Annotated in this window: 22 protein-coding genes; 7 read left to right on the forward strand and 15 right to left on the reverse strand. The window is 69.3% G+C overall.

What is annotated here, in order from left to right; all coding sequences use genetic code 11:
• Positions 1-98: 98 nt before the first annotated feature.
• The 4 genes from IEY88_RS37785 to IEY88_RS37800 all read right to left on the reverse strand — a co-directional run bounded on the left by IEY88_RS37785 (position 99) and on the right by IEY88_RS37800 (position 2,156).
• A complete protein-coding gene (locus IEY88_RS37785; protein WP_229694131.1) occupies positions 99-611 on the reverse strand; it encodes a Rossmann-fold NAD(P)-binding domain-containing protein in 513 nt (170 codons plus the stop codon).
• Positions 608-1,180, reverse strand: a complete 573-nt coding sequence (locus IEY88_RS37790) for a P-loop NTPase family protein (RefSeq protein ID WP_189159722.1) — start codon at positions 1,178-1,180, stop codon at positions 608-610. Before IEY88_RS37790 ends, IEY88_RS37785 begins: the two co-directional genes overlap by 4 nt.
• 86 nt (positions 1,181-1,266) lie before the next feature.
• On the reverse strand, positions 1,267-1,470 hold the full coding sequence (locus tag IEY88_RS37795; protein ID WP_030476842.1) for a cold-shock protein: 204 nt from the start codon (positions 1,468-1,470) through the stop codon (positions 1,267-1,269).
• Positions 1,471-1,640: 170 nt separating this feature from the next.
• A complete protein-coding gene (locus tag IEY88_RS37800; protein ID WP_189159723.1) occupies positions 1,641-2,156 on the reverse strand; it encodes a hypothetical protein in 516 nt (171 codons plus the stop codon).
• 130 nt (positions 2,157-2,286) lie between these two features.
• Between IEY88_RS37800 and IEY88_RS37805 the strand changes: the two genes are divergently transcribed.
• On the forward strand, positions 2,287-3,849 hold the full coding sequence (locus IEY88_RS37805) for a hypothetical protein (RefSeq protein WP_189159724.1): 1,563 nt from the start codon (positions 2,287-2,289) through the stop codon (positions 3,847-3,849).
• A 4-nt stretch (positions 3,850-3,853) separates the two neighbouring features.
• Here the strand turns inward: IEY88_RS37805 and IEY88_RS37810 are convergent, their stop codons facing one another.
• Both IEY88_RS37810 and IEY88_RS37815 read right to left on the reverse strand, forming a co-directional pair.
• Entirely contained in the window at positions 3,854-4,900 is a 1,047-nt protein-coding gene (locus tag IEY88_RS37810) for a Gfo/Idh/MocA family protein (RefSeq protein ID WP_189159725.1), read from the reverse strand.
• Positions 4,901-5,057: 157 nt separating this feature from the next.
• Positions 5,058-6,335, reverse strand: a complete 1,278-nt coding sequence (locus IEY88_RS37815; protein ID WP_189159726.1) for a Gfo/Idh/MocA family protein — start codon at positions 6,333-6,335, stop codon at positions 5,058-5,060.
• Between the two features lie 70 nt (positions 6,336-6,405).
• Between IEY88_RS37815 and IEY88_RS37820 the strand changes: the two genes are divergently transcribed.
• Positions 6,406-6,561 carry a hypothetical protein gene (locus tag IEY88_RS37820; RefSeq protein WP_189159727.1) on the forward strand — a complete coding sequence of 52 codons (156 nt, stop codon included), beginning with the start codon at positions 6,406-6,408 and terminating at the stop codon, positions 6,559-6,561.
• Here IEY88_RS37820 and IEY88_RS37825 read toward each other — a convergent pair.
• Together IEY88_RS37825 and IEY88_RS37830 are read right to left on the reverse strand one after the other, a co-directional pair.
• Positions 6,554-8,026: a DUF8189 domain-containing protein gene (locus tag IEY88_RS37825; RefSeq protein WP_189159728.1), complete on the reverse strand. Its 1,473-nt coding sequence runs from the start codon at positions 8,024-8,026 to the stop codon at positions 6,554-6,556. The two genes, IEY88_RS37820 and IEY88_RS37825, sit on opposite strands and share 8 nt — an antisense overlap.
• Positions 8,027-8,177: 151 nt before the next feature.
• Positions 8,178-8,684, reverse strand: coding sequence for a GNAT family N-acetyltransferase (locus tag IEY88_RS37830; protein ID WP_189159729.1), 507 nt, complete (start codon positions 8,682-8,684; stop codon positions 8,178-8,180).
• Between the two features lie 74 nt (positions 8,685-8,758).
• Between IEY88_RS37830 and IEY88_RS37835 the strand changes: the two genes are divergently transcribed.
• Entirely contained in the window at positions 8,759-9,205 is a 447-nt protein-coding gene (locus IEY88_RS37835; RefSeq protein WP_189159730.1) for a winged helix-turn-helix transcriptional regulator, read from the forward strand.
• On the opposite strand, the gene IEY88_RS37840 is transcribed toward IEY88_RS37835, so the two are convergent.
• A complete protein-coding gene (locus tag IEY88_RS37840) occupies positions 9,202-9,801 on the reverse strand; it encodes a TetR/AcrR family transcriptional regulator (protein WP_229694132.1) in 600 nt (199 codons plus the stop codon). The two genes, IEY88_RS37835 and IEY88_RS37840, sit on opposite strands and share 4 nt — an antisense overlap.
• 43 nt (positions 9,802-9,844) lie before the next feature.
• On the opposite strand from IEY88_RS37840, the gene IEY88_RS37845 reads away from it, so the two are divergent.
• Both IEY88_RS37845 and IEY88_RS37850 read left to right on the forward strand, forming a co-directional pair.
• Positions 9,845-10,312, forward strand: a complete 468-nt coding sequence (locus IEY88_RS37845) for a DUF1453 domain-containing protein (RefSeq protein WP_229694133.1) — start codon at positions 9,845-9,847, stop codon at positions 10,310-10,312.
• The gene (locus tag IEY88_RS37850) at positions 10,299-11,516 is read left to right on the forward strand and encodes an aminotransferase class V-fold PLP-dependent enzyme (RefSeq protein WP_189159732.1); all 1,218 of its coding nucleotides are present in this window, start codon (positions 10,299-10,301) and stop codon (positions 11,514-11,516) included. The genes IEY88_RS37845 and IEY88_RS37850 overlap by 14 nt, the downstream gene beginning before the upstream one ends.
• Here IEY88_RS37850 and IEY88_RS37855 read toward each other — a convergent pair.
• The 6 genes from IEY88_RS37855 to polA form a co-directional block, all read right to left on the reverse strand.
• Positions 11,497-12,558 carry an Hsp70 family protein gene (locus tag IEY88_RS37855; RefSeq protein ID WP_189159733.1) on the reverse strand — a complete coding sequence of 354 codons (1,062 nt, stop codon included), beginning with the start codon at positions 12,556-12,558 and terminating at the stop codon, positions 11,497-11,499. The genes IEY88_RS37850 and IEY88_RS37855 overlap by 20 nt on opposite strands.
• Positions 12,559-12,614: 56 nt before the next feature.
• The gene (locus IEY88_RS37860; protein WP_189159734.1) at positions 12,615-13,754 is read right to left on the reverse strand and encodes a DUF2716 domain-containing protein; all 1,140 of its coding nucleotides are present in this window, start codon (positions 13,752-13,754) and stop codon (positions 12,615-12,617) included.
• On the reverse strand, positions 13,751-14,377 hold the full coding sequence (locus IEY88_RS37865; protein WP_189159735.1) for a SecDF P1 head subdomain-containing protein: 627 nt from the start codon (positions 14,375-14,377) through the stop codon (positions 13,751-13,753). The genes IEY88_RS37860 and IEY88_RS37865 overlap by 4 nt, the downstream gene beginning before the upstream one ends.
• Before the next feature lie 41 nt (positions 14,378-14,418).
• Entirely contained in the window at positions 14,419-15,576 is a 1,158-nt protein-coding gene (locus IEY88_RS37870; protein ID WP_189159736.1) for a glycosyltransferase, read from the reverse strand.
• A 327-nt stretch (positions 15,577-15,903) separates the two neighbouring features.
• Positions 15,904-16,158: a hypothetical protein gene (locus IEY88_RS44635; RefSeq protein WP_229694134.1), complete on the reverse strand. Its 255-nt coding sequence runs from the start codon at positions 16,156-16,158 to the stop codon at positions 15,904-15,906.
• A 257-nt stretch (positions 16,159-16,415) separates the two neighbouring features.
• Complete coding sequence (polA, locus tag IEY88_RS37880) at positions 16,416-19,088, reverse strand: DNA polymerase I (RefSeq protein ID WP_268241285.1); 2,673 nt, start codon at positions 19,086-19,088, stop codon at positions 16,416-16,418.
• A 106-nt stretch (positions 19,089-19,194) separates the two neighbouring features.
• On the opposite strand from polA, the gene IEY88_RS37885 reads away from it, so the two are divergent.
• Both IEY88_RS37885 and IEY88_RS37890 read left to right on the forward strand, forming a co-directional pair.
• Positions 19,195-19,554 carry a hotdog fold thioesterase gene (locus tag IEY88_RS37885; protein ID WP_189159737.1) on the forward strand — a complete coding sequence of 120 codons (360 nt, stop codon included), beginning with the start codon at positions 19,195-19,197 and terminating at the stop codon, positions 19,552-19,554.
• A 76-nt stretch (positions 19,555-19,630) separates the two neighbouring features.
• Entirely contained in the window at positions 19,631-20,803 is a 1,173-nt protein-coding gene (locus IEY88_RS37890; RefSeq protein ID WP_189159738.1) for a lipase family protein, read from the forward strand.
• Positions 20,804-20,986: the final 183 nt, after the last annotated feature.

The raw sequence follows: 20,986 nt of genomic DNA on the forward strand, positions 1-20,986 counted from the left end.
CGATCGAGCGATGCGTTTGGCCGAGCGGAGCCGAAAACCCCGCCGCGCAGACCGGCCGGGCCGAGGTCGTGAGACCGAGGCCGGGTAGAGCCGAGGCGTCAGCGGGCGTCCTCGTGGTGCAGCGAGGGTGCCCGTCCTTCCAACCCTCGTTCGACGGCCTCCAGCACCGCACGGTTCGTGCGCGGCATGGCGTCGTGGGCGAAGTGAGCGAGCAACACCTGCTGTGTCGGGTGCGGGAGCACAGGGTCTGGCACCGGCGCGCACGTGTGCACCTCCACCACCGGCGCGCCTTCTGCGAGAAGGTGCCGCACGGCGTTGAGCACGCCCACGCGGTAGTTGACGTGCACCCACGCGACCAGCAGGTTCACCAGGTGCCCATCGAGCTCGTACTCGACCTCGGACGCCAACGCGGCGGGATCGGCCCAGTCCGCCCTCACCCACGTCGGCCGGTGCCCGCGAGAGATCGACGCCCGCGCCGCCCGTCCGGGACCGTCGTCGGCCATCAGCGGCTGGGTGCGCGACGGCAGCAGCACCCGCCATCCGCGTGCCACGAGTTGTCCCGCGCAGCCTGCCAGCATGCCCGTTCCGCCGAGCACCAGTGCGGTTCTCACCGAGCACGCTCCTCCCCGACCGAGGCGAGCGGACCCGAGAGCCACCGCTCCACCTGCGCCTGCCCGCGCAACCGCACGACCACCACGTCGTCGACCAGGGCGAGCACCCTGGCCCGGTTGCGCCGGTAGCTCTTCCAGCCCCATCGCAGGATGTGCCCGGAGTCGGTGAACGCCGACCACAGCGACGGTTCCTGGTTACCGTTCCACAACTCCACCCCTGCCGCGCGACGTCTGATCGTGCGACTCACGAGCCGGCCCATCACGACCGGGAACCGGTGGTCGAGCCACACGACCGTGTCCGCCCTCGCGAGCAACGCGGGCCGCGCCACCTTGTACTGGTACTCGGTGACCCAGTGGTCCTCGCGCGCGAACGCGGCGACCTCGGTGTGGAACTCCGGCCGCGGGGTCCACCGCGGACCCCAGTAGAGGCTGTCCAGCTCGACTCGCCGCAGGTCGTGCTGCTCGGCGATGCGCCGGCAGAGCGTCGACTTGCCGGATCCGGCGTTGCCTGCGACGAGGACGCGCCGGGGCACGTGCGGCAGCGGATCGGCTGGTCCGAGCAACGGCATCCGGCCAGGCTAGGGGTCCCCGCAAGCCCCCGAGAAGGCCGAAGGGCCCCCGGAGGAACTCCAGGGGCCCGACGGATGGAACAACGTCAGAGAGCGGTGACGTTCGTCGCCTGCGGGCCCTTCTGGCCCTGCGTGATGTCGAACGAGACCTTCTGGTTCTCCTCGAGGCTGCGGTAGCCGCCGCCGTTGAGGGCCGAGTAGTGGACGAAGACGTCAGCGCCGCCGTCCTCGGGGGCGATGAAGCCGAAGCCCTTTTCAGCGTTGAACCACTTGACGGTGCCGTTTGCCATGTACTGCTTCTCCTTGATTACTGAAGAGCGAGCCGCACTGTGCGGCCACTCCGTGGTTGGTCATGAGCCTTGCCCCAACCGTGAAGAAGGAGAAGCACTCGCAACTGAAGTTTGGCGAGCGTGAAAGACACGAACACGAAACTGCAACCAACGAAAGAGTCTACCCCAGATCAGCCGCGTTTGCGCTGAGGTACGGCGAATCGCTGCTGCATGAGCGAGATCCGGAACACGAGGTAGCACGCAAGAGCGGCCGCGCCGATCGCGAGGAGCGTGGACAGTGTCGAGAACACGACGTAAAGAGGTGTGTCGAGAAGCATCGACTCGAACACGTCACACAGCACCATGGCGAGGAACGCGTACTGCCACGGCTTGATCAACGGACTGGCGACCCGCTTCTCGAACGGCGCCTCCCGCTGCGCCGGATCGCTCGCCTTCCACACCTGCGACACCGTCCGCACGCCGTGCAGCGCGATCGCCTCCGCGTTGTGGGTCACCCCGCGGAACCACAGGACGGACGCCACGGCCGCGGGCAGGATCAGCACGATCGCCAGGAAGCTCCACGACGACGAGCCGCCCTGCCAGTCGTTGACCGTGCCCCAGATCGACTCCACGGCGACCAGCGCGATCAGGCCCATCGTGACGTAACCGATGACCCGGACGTCCTTCAGGTCGATGTAGGTGTCCAACGCAACTCTCCCCGAACGCGGCGAACTGCGCGGCAGACTACTCGGCTGGTGCTGTCCGAGGCCTCTGGCATGCGCCCATCTGACGCTGAGCCGTGCCAGGGCCGTGATCGACGCACCGCAGGCTGTACCCATGCGAACGGGGCGGCTTCTGCGCTGGGTTGCACACCCGCTGACAATCGGAGCCACGGCGGTGCTGCTGCTCAACGACCACGTGTTCAAACAGGCGTGGCCGGGGCTCGTCACCGGCAAGCTCAGCGACGTGGCCGGACTGGTGGTGGCACCGCCGGTGCTCGGGCTGCTGTTGAGCCTGTTCCTCGCCGACCGGATCGCCGCCGGGACGTCGGTGCTGCTGACCGGTGCCGGATTCGCGGTGGTCAAGCTGACCCCCGCGGGCGCCGACGTCGCGTCGGCGGCGTGGTCGGTCGTGAACGGGCCTTCGGGCGTCCTGGCCGATCCGGCCGATCTGGTCGCGCTGCCCGCGCTGGGCCTCGCCTGGTGGGCCTGGCGCCGGGTCGCGGCAGCCCCGCCGTTGCCGGACGGCTTGGTGTCCCGGGTGCGGGTGCTGGTCGCGGTGCCGTTCGCGGTCCTGGCGATCGCCGCGACGTCGGCGCCCGGCGACACGGTCGAGTCGGTCAACTCCGTGACCGTCGCGGACGAGGGCGGCACGCGGGTGCTCATCATGACGGACAGGCGGAGCTACACCTCTCCCTCGGGCGTGGGCGACTGGACGCCTGTGCCGGAGACCCCGGAGAGTCCGCCGGCGTCGCGTCAGCGGAAGACCGAAGCCTGCGTGCCCGATGACCCCGCACACTGCTACCGCGTGCACGGCGACGACCTCTCCGATCATGCGATGTCGGCAGGCGAGGGCCGCCTGCTCGGCGTCGACGAGACGACCGACGGCGGTCAGACCTGGCGCACCGCGTGGGAGGTGCCCGCCGGCCGGTGGCCGTTCGTCCTGCGCCAGCACCGGTTTCCCCGCGGGTTCGAGCGCCCTGACGAGCTCGCCAGTGTGGAGGTCCTCGTCCGCGCCGTCCCAGGTGGACACGAGGTGTTCGTGGCCAACGGGGCGGAGGGTCTGGCGGTCCGCGGCGTCGACGGCACCTGGCGCCGTGTGCCGGTCGTGGTCGCCGAGACCGGGCTGGAAATCCGGCCGGTGCCGCTCACCGCGTTCGGCCGCGGGCTCGGGGAGGAGATCACCGTTGCCGGACTGATCGCCCAGCTCGCCCTGCTGATCGGGATGTCGGTGGCGGCCGGCCGGGCTCGTGCCCGTACCGGACGTGGGCTCGCCGCCGCGCTTCCGGCCGGCCTTCTCATCGTGTGCGCTGTCCCGCTCGCCGGACTGGTGCCGTTACTCAGCAGCTCCAACGCGACGACCGGGCCGGGGTTGGTGGTGGCACTGTTCCTGGTCGGCGCCGGTATCGGTCTCACGATGACGGCGGGGGTGCTGCGCCGGTCACGCGTGCTGGTGGTCGGCGCCGCCGCCGTGCTGACCGGACTGGCGTTCCTCAGCCCCGTCTTCGGCTGGACAGCAGGCCGGCCGGCCGAGCGTGACATCGCCATCGGACTCGGTCTGGTCGCAGCGGCGGCGAGCCTGGTCCTGGTCGTCGCGGCCGGGTGGTGGGCAGGGCGCGACCCGGTTCAGCGACCCGTTCTGAAAGATCCCGGCTGGCCTCCGCCTCCGTCTCCCCGGTAGGCGGCTACCTGCCGAAGCCGCAGCCCAGCTCGGTGAAGGTCGCGATCTTCTCCGCGGCCCTCACCACGACCTCGTCGATGCCGTCGAGCACCACCCGGTCACCGACGCGGCGGGCGGGCAGCAGCGGCACGTCGGCCTTGCCGCACTGCTCGGCGACCGACGTGAACGCCCGCGCGGCGGCGAGCGGCGCGACCAGGGGCTCGCCGGTCTGCCGGTGCCGGATGAGGTTCTCCAGCAGGTCGACGGACGGTGCCACGGCCATGCGGTGGTCGTTGACCGTCAGCCTGTCGTCGTCGTACCACCACACGGCCTGACCGAGCGTCCCGTGCACCAAAACCACCGGTGGCAACGATGTCGTGGCGCAGAGCGTGGTGGCGACGACGACCGGTGGTGCGCCATCGGCCGTGACCCGTACACACGCCGTGTCGTCCGCCGTGATCGTGTCGCGGCACCGGTACAACTCCAGCTCAACAGCGATGTCTGTACGTTCCTCGACATCGGCCAGAAGCAGTGCGTTCTGCAGGGCGTGCGCGAACGGGTTCACGAGCGTCCCGTCCTCGCCCTGCCGTCCGGCCCACTCGGCGCGCTCGTAGTACGAGTCCGTGCGCACCCAACGGCCGGCGGCGCCGATACCGGTGATGTCGCCCAACGCACCGGAGCCGATCAACGAGCAGAGCCGCCGGTACGAGCCCGTGCCCTGCGTCTGGAACCCGGCCTGGCACACCCGCCCGCGTTTGACGGCCTCCGCGGAGACCTCGTCGAAGTCGGTCACCGACAGCACGGCCGGCTTCTCGACCAGCACGTCGCAGCCCAGTTCGAACGCCGTGAGCACGAGGTCGCGGTGCGTCGCGGGCGGCGAGGAGACCACGACGACCTCCGGGTGCAGTTCGGCGGCCAGCGACGGCAGGTCCGGGTAGGACGGCACCGGCACGTCGACGTCCGCCACGTCGACCACCCCGACGAAGGTGGCGAGGCCGTCGTGGCCCAGCCTGACCAGGTTCTCCACGTGCCGCGTCCCGTGCCCACGAGCGCCGACCAGCGCAACACGCATCGCTCTCACCCTTCTCGGGCGGACTCCACCGCGCCCACCAGCATCAGCCGACGTGCGTGGAATTTCAATGCGCCGCGCCAACCAAGACTCGTTTGCGACAGCATCCGGACCCCGGTGGTCACCGGAACGGGCAATGGCGCCGGGAGCGTGGCAACCGCTAAGGGGTCCTCACCGGAAGGTCGATGACGTCGGCGACGCGGACGGCCTCCCCGGTCTCGAAGCTGCGGTTGGCGGCGAACCCGGTCAGCAGCGAGAGCGCGCCGTCGTAGTGCGTCGCCCGGCGTCCCAGCGGGTCCTCCTGCCCCGGTGGTCCGTACAGCGCGTCGACCATGCGCTGGTCCGCGCCGCCGTGCCCGTCCCGGTCGTACTCCAGCGGGACGTCCTCGCGTTCGGCGAACAACCGCTGCACGGAGAGCTTCGCCCACCCCTGTTCGGGGTTCGCGGCGACACCGTGGACGGACGGGTCCTGGCCCGACACCCACGAGTTCTCGACGACCTCCAGTTCGAGACGGCCCTTGCTGCCATTGACCATCAGCCGGTAGCCCTCCCACGGCGAGTACGCCGTGAGGTGGTACGTCAGGTTCGCGCCGCTGGCGTAGCGCACGAGCACGGACATGTCGTCCTCAATGGACACACCGGGTTCGAACGGGTTCTGGTCGCGGCGATAGCCGTCCTCGTGCTGTGCGTCGACATAGAGCTTCTTGAGCCACGCGTTCTGCTCCAGCTTGATGTCGAACCGATCGTCGCGCGCGTAGCCGTGCCGTTCGCCGTTTTCGGCGCCGTAGAAGAACAACCGGCCGTGCGCGTACACGGTCTCGGGCACTGAGCCGACCCACCAGTTGAGCAGGTCGAAGTGGTGGGTCGCCTTGTGCACCATGAGACCGCCGGAGTTGGCCTTGTCGCGGTGCCAGCGGCGGAAGTAGTCGGCGCCGTGACGGGTGTCGAGCAACCACTCGAAGTGCACGGACCCGATCTCACCGACGGCACCGTCCGCCAGGAGCGCGCGCACCTTCTCGTGGATCGGGTTGTAGCGGTAGTTGAAGGTGACCGTGATGTTGCCTTCGTTGCGGTGCACCGCGTCCAGGATCTTGCCGGCCGACGGGACGTCCGTCGTCATCGGCTTCTCCGTCACGACGTCACGCCCGGAGTCCAACGCCTCGACGATGTACGTGTCGTGGAAGCGGTCCACCGTGGTCACCACCACCACGTCGACCCGTTGCTCCTCAAGCATCTTCAGGAAGTCTTCGGCGTGGTACGCCGGGACCGGCTCGACGCCCAGCTCGGCGAGCCGTTCGTTGTGGACGTTCATCCTGGTCCGGTTCACGTCGGCGAACGCCACGAGCTCGCAGGTCTCCGCGTGTTCGACCGCGATGGCGCGGACGTGCCGTTCCGCCCGCGATCCCGTGCCGACCACCGCGTATCGCCTGCGCGCCATCCCGGACCTCCCCTAGAAGTGCGACTCAGTTGAACGCCGGTGGCCGTCGGCGCCGTGACTCGACTCAGCGATGAAGGCCAGGAACGCGCACGAGACCGTCGAGTTCGAGCTGGCACGGGCGGAGAAGTGCCGCGGCCGAACTCTTCGTCAGCTGCTGCACCCGGACATCGACGAGGCCGCGACCCCAACGGCGTCGCGGCCTCGTCGATGGCGTCAGGTCAGCTGACGTTCTTGCCGGAGAGCACGGCCCACTGGCTCCAGCCGGCCTTCTCCTTGTAGAAGCGGCGGATCAGCTTGCCGTCGTCGGTGCGGGCGAAGACCTCGACGGTCTTGGTCTGCGCGTGGTACATCGCGGTCGGCGCCTCAGAGGCCTTGGTGGTGCCGAGCTTGGCCCACGAGGTCCAGCCGTTGTCGGTCGCGCGGGAGTGCTCGACGATGCCGCCCTCACCGAGCTGCACGACGTCGATGGACCCGGTCGTCGAGTTGAAGACCGCCGACGGGGCGCCGGTCCCCTGGCCGCCCATGGACTTCCAGACGCCCGCCGCGTACTGCTCGACGCTGCCGGACTCGGTGCGCACGAAGACCTGGTCGACGGCGACGCTCGGGTCGCTGACGATCTTCTTGTCGCCCTGGTCCGCCCAGGTGGCGCCGTCCCACTTGATCAGCTTGCCGTCTGCGGAACGCGCGTAGACATCCTTGTCGGCGACGGCCGGGTTGCCCTCGATCTTGCGGTCGCCGACCGGGGCCCACCTGTCGGTGAAGCGGAGCAGGAGGCCGTCCGCGCCGCGGGCGAGGACCTCGACGGCCTTGGTCTTGTCGTTCCAGAACAGCGTCGGGTCGCCCGCGACGGCCGTGTCGCCGACCGCGAGCCACTTGCCGTCGACGCGGCGGTAGACCTTGTCGTCCGTGCCGCGCGCGAACACCTCGACGATCTTCGTCTGCGGGTTCATCAGCGCGACCGGGTCGCCGGCGAAGAGCTCGGGGCCGAGCTGCTGCCAGCCGCTCCACCGGCTCGTCTTGTGGAAGTTCGTGACGATCGTGTCGTCCGCGGCGCGCGCGAAGACCTCGAGCTGGCCCATGCCGGTGTTCGATATCTGCGGGCCTGCGTTGACGACGAGCTTGTCCGTCACCGGCGTCTCGCTGCCGGTGTTGCCACTGCCGCCGGCCTCGAGGATGTTGTTGTAGCGCAGGGGCACGTACCTGCGGGCGTTGCTGGCGCTCCACACGCGCTGCACGGGCCTGCTGCCGTCCGGTCCGGCCTGCTCGCGCACGATGGGCCGCGTCTTGGCCGCGTCCGCCCAGCCGATGAACAGCGCGACGTGGTTCTCGCGGTCGTTGAGCGCGTCGCCGGGACGGAGGTCCTCCCAGTCGATGCGGTGCGCGACCTGCTCGAGGATGTGCGTGGTGTAGGAGATGCGCAGGCCCCAGGCCATCGAGACGAAGCCGGAGCAGTCGGTGCGGTAGGCACCGTACTTGTTGCCGAAGCAGTCGCTCTGGCTGTAGGGCACGCGGGCGCTGATCCACGTGCGCGAGCGCGCCAGGACCTCGCTCCGCGTGATCTTGGAGTTGGCCTCGTACGTCCCGCAGATCACCCCGCCCTCGGCAGCGGCGACCGCGACGTCAGGCATGGCCAGCGTCGAGCCGAACGTGATGGCCGCCGCGGCGACCGCCAACATCCCCCACGATCTCATGCCGGTCACCGTAGCAAGGTGATGTGAAGTTTTGGTCCGGTCGAACGTCCTATGTTCCGGCCGTTCATGGACTGTCCGCGCCGATCAGACCGTCAACCGTGAACGCGTGGCCGGACTCACGGGCAGTGAAGTCGGCCCGTGTGGACGATCGTCACCGCAGACTTCGCACGAGGTCGGCGTCGCTGATCTCCGCGGTGACCCAGGCCAGCGGGTAGCTCAGCTCGATGGTGTCGACCTCTCTGGTCAGCCGCACGCCGGGCAGCACCTTGCGCACCAGCGCGAGCATCGCGTGGTTGTCGGGCAGGACGTTGCCGTGCAGTTCTGCGACGCCCATCCGGGCCGCGACCGCCGTGAGCTCCTCCAGCAGGAGGCGGCCGACGCCACGGCGTTGCCACAGGTCGACCACGGCGACCGCGATCTCCGCGCCGCACTCCCCCGTCCTGATCACCCTCGCGATGCCGATCGGTTCACCGCCGACCCTGGCGCACACGGCCCCGTGCCGTTGCCCGTCCACGTCGGTCAGCACCCGGCGCGCGGACGCGGTCAGGCGGGGCGTCGGCGAGTGGAAGCGCAGGTAGCGGCTTCGCGCGGAGAGTCCTTCGAACACCACGTCGACAGCTTCCGGCGCGGTGTCGCGGTCGAGCTCGGTGACGCGCATGAGGATCTCCCCTGAGTTCGGAATCCGAACTGTAGCTGAGTTCGAAAATCGAACGCAAGGGATACCCTGGGTCCATGCCGTACTCGAACTTCGCGAGCATGCCCTGCACGCTGAGCCGTCCCGCCGCGCTGCTGGGCGAGCGCTGGACGCTGCTGCTGCTCCGCCAGATCTTCCTGGGCACCCGTCGCTTCGAGGACTTCCAGGCGACGATGGACATCTCGCGCAGCGTCCTGACGGACCGGTTGAACGTGCTGCTGCAGGAGAACGTGCTCAAGCGCGTGCCGTATCACGAGGACGGCCGCACACGGCACGAGTACCGCCTCACGGAGAAAGGCCGCGACCTCTATCCCGTGCTGATGGCATTGCGCACGTGGGGCGAGAAGTGGATGGCCCCGGACGAAGAAGAGACGTTCCAGTTGCACCACCGCGACTGCGGCGGCGGCGTACGGGCGAAGGTCGAATGCACCGAGTGCGCCGCCGAACTGACCGCGCGCGACGTCGAGGTGACAGCCAGGCCTTAAAGCGAGTCGAGGTGCCTGCGCAGCACCGACACCGCGAGTTCCGGCGTCATCCGGTCCGGGTGCAGCACGCCGTCGACCGTGAGGCCGTTGAGCAGCGACGCCAGCCGTTCGGACTCCAGGGTGACGTCGTGCGTGGCCGCGATGGTGCCCGCCTCGCTCATCGCGGTCAGCGCGCGGCGGCAGAGCGTGCGCAGGCCGTCGTAGAGCCGTTCGGCGCGGGGCACGAGGGACGGCTGGGTGCGCGCGGCGGTGACGAAAGCCAGCCACAGCACGGCTTCGTCGCGCCGGCGGTCGTCGAGCGGGAGCACCTCGGAGAGCACGCGTTCGGCCGGCCGGCGCGGATCGCTGCGATCTTGAAGCGACTGCACGTGGGCCATCACGCGCTGGTTGATGGAGTGGATGAGGGCCTCGACGGCGAAGATGATCATGTCGTCGTGGCTGTCGAAGTAGTGGCGGATCGAGCCGATGGCGAGGCCCGCCTCCACCGCCACGTTGCGCAGCGAGGCCTGCTCGACGCCGTCGCGCACGACCACGCGGAACACCGCCTCGGCGACGGCCTGGCGACGGGCGACGGGATCCACGACTCTCGGTGACACCTCCCTTTTGTAGCATGACCCTGCTAGTTTAAGTAGCAGAGTCATGCCACTTAGGGGGAACGTGGTGACATATCTGCTGATCACGGCTGGCGTGCTGTACGTGCTCGTGCGCCGTTTCATGGGGGAACCGCTCAATGCCCGGGACCTGCTGGGGCCGCCCGCGTTCCTGCTGTTCTTCGGCATTCGCGCGGTGGAGGAGTTCCACCTGGTCTACGTGTTACCGCTCGCCGCCGGGTTCGCGTTCGGCGCGGTCCGGGGCCTGACGATCAGGCTGTTCGAGCGCGACGGCCACCTGTGGCAGCGCTACACGCCGTGGACCTTGGTCGTGTGGGTGACGTCGATCGGCGCGAGTTTCGGGTTCGCGCTGCTGCTCGACCACCACGCGCCGACACAGCTGTCCATCGGGGTGGGCATGCTCGGCGAACTGTGCGCGGTGGGGGTGAGGGCGTTGAACACGGGGCTGCCGTTCGCGCCGGAGAAGCTGTCCAATGGAAGGCATGGAACGTCGTGACTTCCTCGTGGGGGCAGGGCTGCTCGCCGTCGCACCGACCGCGTCGTCAGCCGGGCAGGGAGTGGACTGGGGCACCGTGCGCCGCGAGTTCCGGCTGGACCCGGCGCTGACCAACCTGGGGCTCTTCTACCTCGCGTCGAACCCGCGCGAGGTGCGGGACGCGGTCGACGAGTTCCGGCGCAGGCTGGACGCCAACTCGCACGACCTGATGCCCGAGCAGGCGCAGGAGGTCGCCGTCGCGCTGGGCCAGTACGTCGGCGGCGCGGCGGACGACATCGCGTTCGTGCCCAACACGACCATGGGGCTCTCGATCGTCTACGGCGGCCTGAAACTGCGTGCCGGCCAGGAGTTGCTGCTCAACGACCAGGACCACGCGTGGCACCAGCAGGCGGCCAGGCTCGCGGCCGGACGGGCGGGTGCGAAGGTCCGGATCGGCACGCTCTACGAGAACCCGGCGAAAGCTACCGAGGACGAGATAGCGACCCGGCTGCGGAACTCGATCACTCCGCAGACCCGTGCCGTCGGCATCACGTGGGTGCAGTCGAGCACGGGCCTGCGCATGCCGGTCCGCGCGTGCGCTGCGGTTGTCACCGAAGCGAACCGAGACCGCAAACAGGAAGACCGCTGTCTCCTCGTCGTAGATGGCGTGCACGGACTTGCGGCCGTGCACGACGATCCAGCGCGCATGGGTGCGGACGTGTTCGTCGCCGGCACGCACAAGTGGCTGTTCGGGCCCCGCGGCACCGGCATGGTGTGGGTGAACCCCGAGGTGAGCGGCGAGATCGTGCCGATGCTGCCGAGCCTGAGCGACCGCAGCGAGACGGCGTTGCTCGGGCCCGGCGGCTTCCACGCGTTCGAGCAGTACTTCGGCGTGCGGGCGGCGGTGCGGTTCCACCAACGCCTCGGGCGCGACCGCGTGGCGGCCCGGATCACCGAGCTCGCCGCCCGATTCAAGGACGGGCTGGCCGACGTCCCCGGGGTCGTCGTGCACACGCCACGCGACCCGGCGACGTCCGCGGGCCTGGTGTGCTTCGACGTTCCCGGGCACTCCGGTCCCGAGGTCGTGGAACTGCTGCGGCAGAAGCAGATCCAGATCACCACGGCGTCCTACCGGATCCCGTACGCCCGCGTCGGCACGTCGATCCTCAACACCCCGGAGGAGATCGACCGGACCGTCCGGGAGATCAGCGCCCTGGCCCGATGATGGTCGGGAGTTCCGCCACTCCCGGCGGTTCGAGCTGCACGCTGGTGTTCTCCATCCTCACCTGTGGCTGGTTCATCGCGTCGTGCGCGAACCACCCTCCTCCGAGAACGAGCACGAGCAGCCCCGCCGCGATGAACGGCGTGGTCGGAATCCGCTTCTTCGGCTCTTCCCGACGCGGCACGGGCACCTCGACCGTGGCCGGTTCGGCGGGTTCGGGCTCCAGCCGCGCGGCTTCGAGGTAGGCACCCGTCGCGGTCGCACCGTCCGGCGCCCTCATCACCGGGATGCCCAGCCGTTCCGCGATCTCCCTGGCCACCAACGGAATCCGCGCCGACCCGCCCACGAGCAGGATGACGTCGGGCAGGCACAACCCCGCACTCGTCACGACCCGTTCCAGCGCGTCGATCGTCAGCCCGACCGACGGCCGGACGATCGCCTCGAACTCCAGCCTGCTCAACCGGACCTCGCACACCTCGCCGTTCGTTGCGACGTAGGGAATCCGCACCTCCGGATAGCTGCCGAGCAGTTCCTTCGCCTCGACGCAGCTCCGCACGAGCTCACGGCTGTGCGTGCCGATCTTCGCGATCACGTGCTCCGCCACCAGCCCGTCCAGGTCGAAGCCGCCGACCTCGACCCGTTCCGGCTGCCCGGCCAGCAACAGCACACCTTGCTTGCGCAGCACCGTGATGTCACACCCGGTGGCACCGAAGTCGAACACCGCCACCGTGCCGTGCTCGGGCATCTGCGCGTCGGCGTCGAACGCGATGGCGGCGGCGTGCGGTGCCGGCACGAACAACACGTCCGCGCGGCCCTCGTTGATGAGGTCGTGCCTCAGCTGCTCGAGGTGTTCGTACGGCCAGCACAGCGGATGCGTCATGGCGACACGGCTCGGCGGCTCCCCGTACCGCTGCGCGAGGTCGTCGAGAACGCCGGCGATCTCCCTGGCGGCCGCCTGCTGACGCCGGCCGTTCGTCGTGACGCCCCTGCCGGTGGCGACGGTGGTGCCTGCGGATCCGAGATCGAGCCCAACCTGGTACGACATTGCGGGTCACCCCTCACTGCGGACACCCACCACACGTACGTCTCAGTTGGCCCGGTTCAGATTTTCTCTCCGCCCGTGCGAAGTCGCGGCAGCAGCGCGTCCAGTTCGCCGCTCACCTCGGCCAGGAGATCGGCTCCCCACACGCACAGCGAGTTCTCGTCATGCTGCCCGAAGCTGCCGAACCTCAGGTCGAACGGCGCGTTGACGGCGTGGTCACCGTCGCCGACCACGGGCTCGTCCCACTCCGGCTGTCCCGGACCACCCACGCGGCGCAGGTCGGCAGCGATCCCAGGGTGGTAGGGGTCAGCCCAGAAGATCAGCTCACCCGGCTTCGTGCAGGCGGTGAGCCCGCGCCGGACCACCTCCGTGACGGCCGTTCTCGCGCTGAACGCGCTGCCCCAGGTGATCGAGTCGTCCGGTTCGGCCTCGAACTTCCGCTGGAAGCGGGCCAGCAGGTCCCGGTAGGCGGCGGCACCGATCGGCTGGATCGCCCGTGCCGCGCGCGGCTCCCCCGCCGGAGCCCAGTGGAACGTGCGGATCGAGGTCAGCTCGCCGAACCCCTGTCCTGCAACGAGGTCACGTACATCACCGGTTGCCGTGACGAGCAGGTAGCGCTGGTAGGACGGCCAGGCCGGCGCGACGCGCTGCGGCAACGGTCCGAACTCGCGGTGTGCGCCGGTCATGCCGAACTCGATGAACTTGTCGCTGGTGACGCCGTGCCACCACAGAACGCCGGTCAGCTGCTGGTCATGGCGAAGCGCGTACCAGGTGACGGCCCCGGCCTCGTCCTCCCAGACGCGGTGCGCGGCCGGCGTCACCGATCGAGCCTCGTCGAGCGCCTCCTCGCCGAGGACGGCACTCACGTTCTCCGGCAACTCCTCCGATGCCAGCGCGCGGTCTCGTTCGGCGATCATGACGTGGGTGGGTCCGTCCTCGGTGAACCCCGCCTCCACCAGGTGCTCGGCGAGCCCAGGTGCGGCGAGGTGCCGGTGGATCCGCCACTCGACGGGCTCGGACCGTTGCGCGGCAATGCTCTTCTGGCGTTCGACCAACGCCCTCAGGTCGCCCGTGATGGCGCCTGTGTGTTCGATCGTCACGTGCGTGCCGTGGTGCAGGCGGGTGAGTGCGCCGTCCTGCTCTCTCGTAGCGCCGCACGGTGTTCTGCTCAGCCTGCGTTCGTCGTAGTCCTGGATCATCGACCGACCAGCTGCCTCGCGAGCTGGTCAGCCTCTTCCCTGGTGAACTTGCCGGAGATCTGCGCGGAGCCACCGGTGATCGGCGACTGGATGCTGGGCGCGCTGAGCACCCGTCCCTTGATCAGGATCGCGACCTGGGCGCCCACGTTGGCGGTCGTGAAGTCGCTCCAGGTCCGGGCGCCCTCCGTGTCGAACTCGATCGTCACGACGTGGCCGCCGTACTCGCTGGGGCTCGCCGTGGCCTTGACGACCCGGTCGCCGTCGAGGAAGACCGGGCCCAGGTCGTACTTGAACTCGCCGGCGTCGCAGGTCACCAGTGGTGCGGCCGGGTCGTCGTCGCCGGCCAGCGGGTCCGGAGCCGCGCAGTCGAGTGTGCCGAGCGCCTGCTCACGAACGGTGGCGTCGGCGCTCTGCCTGGTCGCCCGCGCGGTCTGGACGGCCGGGTCGCCGGGCTCGTCGCGCGGTGCGGGGTAGCCGGACGACGGCTTGGTGGTGGGAGCCTGGCCCTTCACCTCGCGGAAGGTCAGCTTGCCCTTGAGCCACTCCGCCGTGGCCGGGGTGCCCGGCTCGGTGGCCGTGCAGGCGGCGACGGCGAGGAGCAGCACCACGGCAAGGATCTTCATGCCGATGGCTTACCACGCGGCCACCGCCCGCATGGGACGAATCAGAGCGCCATCAACCGTTCTGCCGCGTTCTGCGCACCGTCCGTGCGCACCTGGTCGGAGAGTTCCTCGGCCTGGTCCGCGAGGTGGAGTGCCTCGGCGAGGGTCTCGGTCGTCACCGCCTTCGCGGCACGGCCGATGTCCAGCCGCTCGACCTGGCTGCCCCAGTAGTACTGGTCGTACATGTGCGGCAACACGATCTGCGGCCTGCCCGCCGCCGCGGCCGTCGTGGTCGTGCCGGCACCGCCGTGGTGCACGATCACGGCGACGCGGCGGAACAGCGCCTGCTGGTTCACCTCGCCGATCGCGATGCAGTCCGGGGCGTCGTCGGCGAGCCTCAGGTCCGCCCAGCCTCGTTGCAGGACAACGCGCTTGCCCAGTTCGCGTGCGGCCGCGACGGCCTCGTCGGCCGTGTCCGGGGCTCCTCGCATGCTGCCCAGTCCGAAGTAGACCGGTGGCTCGCCGTCGTCCAGGAACGCCCGCAGGTCCGTGCTGAGCGGGCGTTCGTCGTCGATCAGCCAGGCGCCGGTCTGGACGAGGTCACCGGGGCCCGGCCACGGGCCGAGCACCGGATCGGCGGCGAGCCACGGGGCGTCGCCGAAGATGTGGTCGCGAACGTCGTCGATCGGGCCGAGGCCGAGCTTGGCGCGCTCGGCGTTGAGGGTGTCGCGCGCACTCGTGAAGTAGTGCCGGTGCTGGTCCCACTGCGCGAGGTTCTCCTCGACAGTTCCGTTGACCGGCACGCGGCCCAGCAGCGCGGGTGGGGCGTGGTGCGGTGAGGGCAACGTGTTCGCGCAGAAGCTCGCGTACACGTAGTGAGCGCCGATGCTTTCCGCCACGGACCGTGTCGCGTGCTGCAACGCACCGCCCGCGACCAGCACATCGGCCCGGCCTGCCGCCTTCGTGACGACCCGGAACTGTTCCCTGACCGACTCCTCGACCAGCCTGCGCAGGTCGTCCGGCGTGGTCCCGACCGCCGTGGCCGCACGCAGGTTCGGGCCGACCGGCGTGAAGGTGACGCCGTTGCCGGTGACGAGCTCCTCGAAGTCCGGCGGCGCGACGACCTCGACGTCGTTGCCCAGTGCCCTCAGCCGCACGGCCAGTGCGGTGATCGGCTGCGCCTCTCCCCGAGAACCTATGGTGGACAGCAGAACTCGCATGCTCGAAACCCCTCAATCCCCTGGTCAGGCCACGAAGTGTGCGGCCGGTACCGGGTCTTGCGGCAAGTCCCCCCACGCGCTATAAGTTCCAATGGGGAGAACAGTTCTCCCCAGCACACAGCCCGCCCGAGCACCACGGCTCGGACGGGCTGATTCGCGTTCTGGGGCCAGGGCCTGTCCGATGGGTCGCGTGACGCTCCACGCTGACAACGCCACCGTCGCGTGATCAACCAGTTCTGTGTCGGCGGCGGACCGGCCGGCAGACGCCGATGCCGACGGCGGGTGCCGCCCGCTCGGGTTCGTCGACACACCTGTCCCGAGCGGCCGTCAACGCTGCCAGAGAAACGCGGCATTTCCGCAGGGCCGGCAGTGGAAGACGTAACCCCGGCCACCGCCGCCGAAGTTGGCCGCGGTCGAGAAGTCGTACCCCTCTTCGAGCTGGGCCGCGAACGTCATGCGAGTGGCGCAAGTCGGGCAAGCGGGCGTCTCGTCGTCTTGAAGCCAGTCAGGTTCGCCACCCAGCCGCCCGAGCACAGGCTCCTCCGTCCGCTCATCGGCGGAGTGAGGACGCAGCGCGGTCACTGCGCCGAGCATCGTCGCGCCCTCGGCGGGGACGACGGCTGTCGAGATGGGCGAGGAACTGCATGGCCCCACCGCACTCGCGACACAGAGGCCAGGCGAAGCCGTCCGGGACCAGCGGGACTCCGCCGGTACGCAGAACGGGCGCGTTGGCGGCGGCTTCCCCGCCGTGGACCAAAAGCATGGTCACAGCCTAGGTGCGGCCGTTCGGCGCCCGGTCGGCTTCGCTGCTGTTTGGCGATAACCCCACTAGACAGGGCCTAGTGGGCGGCGTCGTCCCAGGAACGGCCCACGCCGACCGAGACCTCCAGCGGCACCTGCAGCTGGTAAGCGTTGCCCATGTGCTCGCGCACGAGCGCCTCGACGGCCTCGCGCTCGCCCTCGGCCACCTCCAGCACCAGTTCGTCGTGCACCTGCAGCAGCATCCGCGACCGCAGGCCGGACGACTCCAGCGCGCGGTACACGCCCAGCATGGCCACCTTGATGATGTCCGCGGCGCTGCCCTGGATCGGCGCGTTGAGGGCCATGCGCTCGGCCATCTCGCGGCGCTGGCGGTTGTCCGACGTCAGGTCGGGCAGGTAGCGGCGGCGGCCGAGGACGGTCTCGGTGTAGCCGTCCTTGCCGGCCTTCTTCACGATCTCGTTGAGGTAGTCGCGCACGCCGCCGAAGCGGGAGAAGTACGCCTCCATCTGCTCGCGGGCCTCCTCGGTCGGGATGCGCAGCTGCTGCGACAGACCGAACACCGACAGGCCGTACGCGAGGCCGTACGACATCGCCTTGATGCGGCGGCGCATCTCCCCCGTCACCTCGGAGGTGGGGATCGAGAACGCCTGCGAGGCCACGTAGGTGTGCAGGTCCTCGCCGCTGTTGAAGGCCGCGATCAGGCTCTCGTCACCCGACAGCGTGGCCATGATCCGCATCTCGATCTGGCTGTAGTCCGCGGTCATCAGCTCCGCGTAGCCCTCGCCGACGACGAACGCCTGGCGGATGCGGCGGCCCTCGTCCGTGCGGATCGGGATGTTCTGCAGGTTCGGGTCCGTCGAGGACAGCCGGCCCGTCGCCGCGATCGTCTGGTGGAACGTCGTGTGGATGCGGCCGTCGTCCGCCACCGACTTCAGCAGGCCGTCCACAGTGGACTTCAGGCGCGTGACGTCGCGGTGCGACAGCAGGTGCTGCAGGAACGGGTGCTCGGTCTGCTCGAACAGGTTCTGCAGCGCGTCCGCGTCCGTGGTGTAGCCGGTCTTGGTCTTCTTCGTCTTCGGCATGTCGAGCTCGTCGAAGAGGACCGTCTGCAGCTGCTTCGGGCTGCCGAGGTTGATCTCCTTGCCGATGACGGCGTACGCCTCCTGCGCGGCGTTCTTCACGCCGGCCGCGAAGTGCGCCTCGAGCTCCGTGAGGTGGTCGACGTCGATCGCGATGCCGACGGCCTCGACCTCGTCGAGCACGTTCATCAGCGGCAGTTCGAGGTTCGCGAGCAGGTCGGCGCCGCCGATCGTGACCAGTTCCTCGTCGAGGCGGTCGGCGAGCTCGGCGACGGCACGCGCGCGCAGGATCGTGCTGGTGGCGACCTTCTGGGCTTCCTCGGCCTCGTCGGTGAGCAGCGACAGCTGACCGTCGCCCGACTCCTCGGCCCGCAGCTCGCGCTTGAGGTAGCGCAGCGCCAGGTCGTCCAGGGCGAACGAACGCTGGCCGGGACGCACCAGGTAGGCGGCCAGCGCCGTGTCCGAGGACAGGCCGCGCAGCTTCCAGCCGCGGGCGCGCACGCGGCGCAGCGGCAGCTTCAGGTCGTGGCCCGCCTTGGACACCTTCTCGTCCGCGAGCCACGCGGCCAGCGCCTGCTCGTCGGCCTCGTTCAGCTCGGTGACGTCGACGTACCCGCCCTCGCCCGTGGCCGTGCAGAGCGCGAGGCCCTCCAGGTCGGTCGTGATGCGCAGAGCGACGCCGACCCGCGTCTTGCGGGCGTTCGCGTCGAGCCACTTCGCGACGGTGCCCGCGGGAATCGCGCCACCGGAGACCTCGAAGCCCTCCTCGGCCTCGGGCTCCGCGGTCGTCAGCGTCTGGAAGAGACGGTCGCGCAGGACGCGGAACTCCAGCTCGTCGAACAGGCGGTGCACCGCGTCGCGGTCCCACACCTGGACCTCGAGGCCGTCGATCGTGTACGGCAGCTCGACGTCCTTGATCAGCTCGGTGAGCTGGCGGTTCATGATGATGTTCGCCAGGTTGCCGCGCAGGGCCTCGCCGACCTTGCCCGGCACCTCGTCGATGCGGTCGACGAGCTCGTTGAGGCCGCCGAACTGGTTGAGCAGCTTGATGATCGTCTTGGGGCCGACACCGGGGGTGTTCGGCAGGTTGTCCGACGAGTCGCCGCGCACCGCCGCGTAGTCCGCGTACTGGTCGGGGCGCACGCCGTGCTTCTCCTCGACGTACGCCGGGGTGAAGCGGCCCATCTCCGAGACGCCCTTGACCGGGTACAGCACCGTGACCTTGTCGTTGACCAGCTGGAACGCGTCGCGGTCGCCGGTGACGATCTCCACCTCGACGCCCTGGGCCACGGCCTGCGTGGTCAGCGTCGCGATGATGTCGTCCGCCTCGTAGTTCTCCTTCTCCATGGTCGGGATGGCCAGCGTGGCCAGCACGTCCTTGATCAGGGAGACCTGGCTGCGGAACTCGTCCGGCGTCTTGGTGCGACCGGCCTTGTACTCGGGGTACTGCTCGGAGCGGAACGTCTTGCGCGAGACGTCGAACGCCACCGCGACGTGCGTCGGCTTCTCGTCGCGCAGGATGTTGATCAACATGGACGTGAACCCGTACACGGCGTTCGTGACCTGGCCCGTCTTCGTCACGAAGTTCTCGGCGGGCAGGGCGTAGAACGCTCGGTAGGCCATCGAGTGACCGTCGATGAGCAGGAGCCGCTTCACGTCTGAGGTAGTCACGGGCCCGAGTCTAGGGTGGGGGTCTGACAGTTTTGCTTGAGCCCTTGGAGCCCGCGTGACCCCCGACCTGCCAATCGAGTTCGCCGACGAGCAGCTGCACGTCCGCATGGGCATCGAAATCACCCGATGGGATGTCCAGGAGATGACCGGCACGATGCCGGTCAAGGGCAACCGCCAGCCGTTCGGCCTGCTCCACGGCGGCGCGAACGCGGTGCTCGCCGAGCAGCTCGGTTCCATCGCGTCCGCGATGCACGCAGCGGAGCTCGGCCTCATCGCCGTCGGCCTCGAGCTGTCCTGCACCCATCATCGAGCGGCGCGCGAGGGCACCGTCACCGGCGTGGCCCGCCCGATCCACCTGGGCCGCAGCACGACGACGTACGAGATCGTCGTGACCGACGAGGACGGCAAGCGCACCTGCACCGCCCGCCTCACGTGCATCCTGCGCCCCAAGCCTCCGGGCGCCTGATACTGGGGTAAACCACACCCCATCTCTGCGGTTTGCCCCAGTGTGCGACCAAGATCATCCCGACATCGTGGACCGCATGACCTTCACGACTCGACTGACAGCAGCGGTCCTGTGCGGCGCGCTGGCCGCGGCCTCGGTCCCGGCCACCGCGTCCGTCCACCCGGCTCGCGGCAGCCTCCTCGACGTCGTCCCGGTGTCCACGATGGACACCAACCAGCTGGTCAAATATCTGGGGGACCACGCCTTGGACGCCTCGCGCGTCCGCTTCGCCGTAACCGCGAAGCGCATCACCTACCGCACCATCGACGCCTTCGGAAAACCGACAACCGCAAGCGCCCTGATCGCCCTACCCGCCAACGGCGACCGCACCCCACGCCAGGCCACCTGGCTGCACGGCACAACGGGCTACCGAGGCTCCGTGGCGTCCGTGGCCGACGGCAACGACCGAGCCGCCACGTACCTCTTCGCGTCAGCCGGCTACCTGACCACAGCCCCGGACTACCTGGGCCTGGGCACCGGCCCAGGCTTCCACCCGTACGTAGACGCACCGTCCACAGTCACAGCCTCGATAGACGCCTTACGAGCAACCCGCGAGTACGCCACCTCAAGAGGCTTACGCCCAGACCGCCGCGTAATGATCACCGGCCACTCCCAGGGCGGCCACGCAGCCATGGCCCTGGGCCAGGCCTTGCAACGCGGCGCAGACCCACGCCTGAAGGTAGGCGCCCTGGCCCCGATAGGCGGCCCGTTCAAGCCGAGCCTGCTGGTGTCCAAGGCCCTGAACGACGAGATCGCCAACGGCGTCGCGTACATGGCGTACTGGACCGTGGCCTGGAACCGCCTCTTCGACCTCTACGACACCCCGGCCGAGGTCTTCCGCGACCCGTCGATCGAAGCCCTCTTCGACGGCAACCACCGCAACGAGGAGATCTTCCAGCACCTCCCCACCACAATGCGAGAACTCCTGACCGACTCCTACTTCGCCCGCATGCAGAACCCCACAGGCATCCTGCGCGCAAAGCTCCGCGAGGCCGACAGCTACTGCGACTGGCGCCCCTCAGTCCCAGTGAAGATCTACTCCTCGGCCGGAGACAAGGACACCCTGCTGGAAACCTCGACGTACTGCGACCAACGCCTCAAGCAACACCACGCCAGCAGCACACTCATCGACCTGGGCGCAGACGTGAACCACGGCAAGGCCGCAAAGCTGGCCCTGCCGCAGATCCTGGCCGACTTCGACCGCACCTGACAGCGGCCGCCCGAAGCACAAGGGAAGGACGGAGATCGCACGCGATGCCGCAGGCGAGCCGTCCCTCGGTCCGCGATGCCGAAGGCGAGCTGTCCTTAGCAAGTGCACTGGGCGGTGGGGTCCCATCACGAGTCGCGCCATAGCACTTGCTGCACCTGAGGGGTGAGGTCAAGTCGACACGCT

The sequence above is a fragment of the Lentzea pudingi genome, from assembly GCF_014646255.1.
Lineage (GTDB): Bacteria > Actinomycetota > Actinomycetes > Mycobacteriales > Pseudonocardiaceae > Lentzea > Lentzea pudingi.

Coding starts and splice junctions, on each gene's coding strand:
- IEY88_RS37790 (WP_189159722.1), bottom strand. CDS start 1,180: ATGCCGTTGCTCGGACCAGCCGATCCGCTGCCGCACGTGCCCCGGCGC.
- IEY88_RS37795 (WP_030476842.1), bottom strand. CDS start 1,470: ATGGCAAACGGCACCGTCAAGTGGTTCAACGCTGAAAAGGGCTTCGGC.
- IEY88_RS37805 (WP_189159724.1), top strand. CDS start 2,287: ATGCGAACGGGGCGGCTTCTGCGCTGGGTTGCACACCCGCTGACAATC.
- IEY88_RS37810 (WP_189159725.1), bottom strand. CDS start 4,900: ATGCGTGTTGCGCTGGTCGGCGCTCGTGGGCACGGGACGCGGCACGTG.
- IEY88_RS37815 (WP_189159726.1), bottom strand. CDS start 6,335: ATGGCGCGCAGGCGATACGCGGTGGTCGGCACGGGATCGCGGGCGGAA.
- IEY88_RS37820 (WP_189159727.1), top strand. CDS start 6,406: ATGAAGGCCAGGAACGCGCACGAGACCGTCGAGTTCGAGCTGGCACGG.
- IEY88_RS37825 (WP_189159728.1), bottom strand. CDS start 8,026: ATGAGATCGTGGGGGATGTTGGCGGTCGCCGCGGCGGCCATCACGTTC.
- IEY88_RS37830 (WP_189159729.1), bottom strand. CDS start 8,684: ATGCGCGTCACCGAGCTCGACCGCGACACCGCGCCGGAAGCTGTCGAC.
- IEY88_RS37835 (WP_189159730.1), top strand. CDS start 8,759: ATGCCGTACTCGAACTTCGCGAGCATGCCCTGCACGCTGAGCCGTCCC.
- IEY88_RS37845 (WP_229694133.1), top strand. CDS start 9,845: ATGCCACTTAGGGGGAACGTGGTGACATATCTGCTGATCACGGCTGGC.
- IEY88_RS37850 (WP_189159732.1), top strand. CDS start 10,299: ATGGAACGTCGTGACTTCCTCGTGGGGGCAGGGCTGCTCGCCGTCGCA.
- IEY88_RS37855 (WP_189159733.1), bottom strand. CDS start 12,558: ATGTCGTACCAGGTTGGGCTCGATCTCGGATCCGCAGGCACCACCGTC.
- IEY88_RS37860 (WP_189159734.1), bottom strand. CDS start 13,754: ATGATCCAGGACTACGACGAACGCAGGCTGAGCAGAACACCGTGCGGC.
- IEY88_RS37865 (WP_189159735.1), bottom strand. CDS start 14,377: ATGAAGATCCTTGCCGTGGTGCTGCTCCTCGCCGTCGCCGCCTGCACG.
- IEY88_RS37870 (WP_189159736.1), bottom strand. CDS start 15,576: ATGCGAGTTCTGCTGTCCACCATAGGTTCTCGGGGAGAGGCGCAGCCG.
- IEY88_RS37885 (WP_189159737.1), top strand. CDS start 19,195: ATGGGCATCGAAATCACCCGATGGGATGTCCAGGAGATGACCGGCACG.
- IEY88_RS37890 (WP_189159738.1), top strand. CDS start 19,631: ATGACCTTCACGACTCGACTGACAGCAGCGGTCCTGTGCGGCGCGCTG.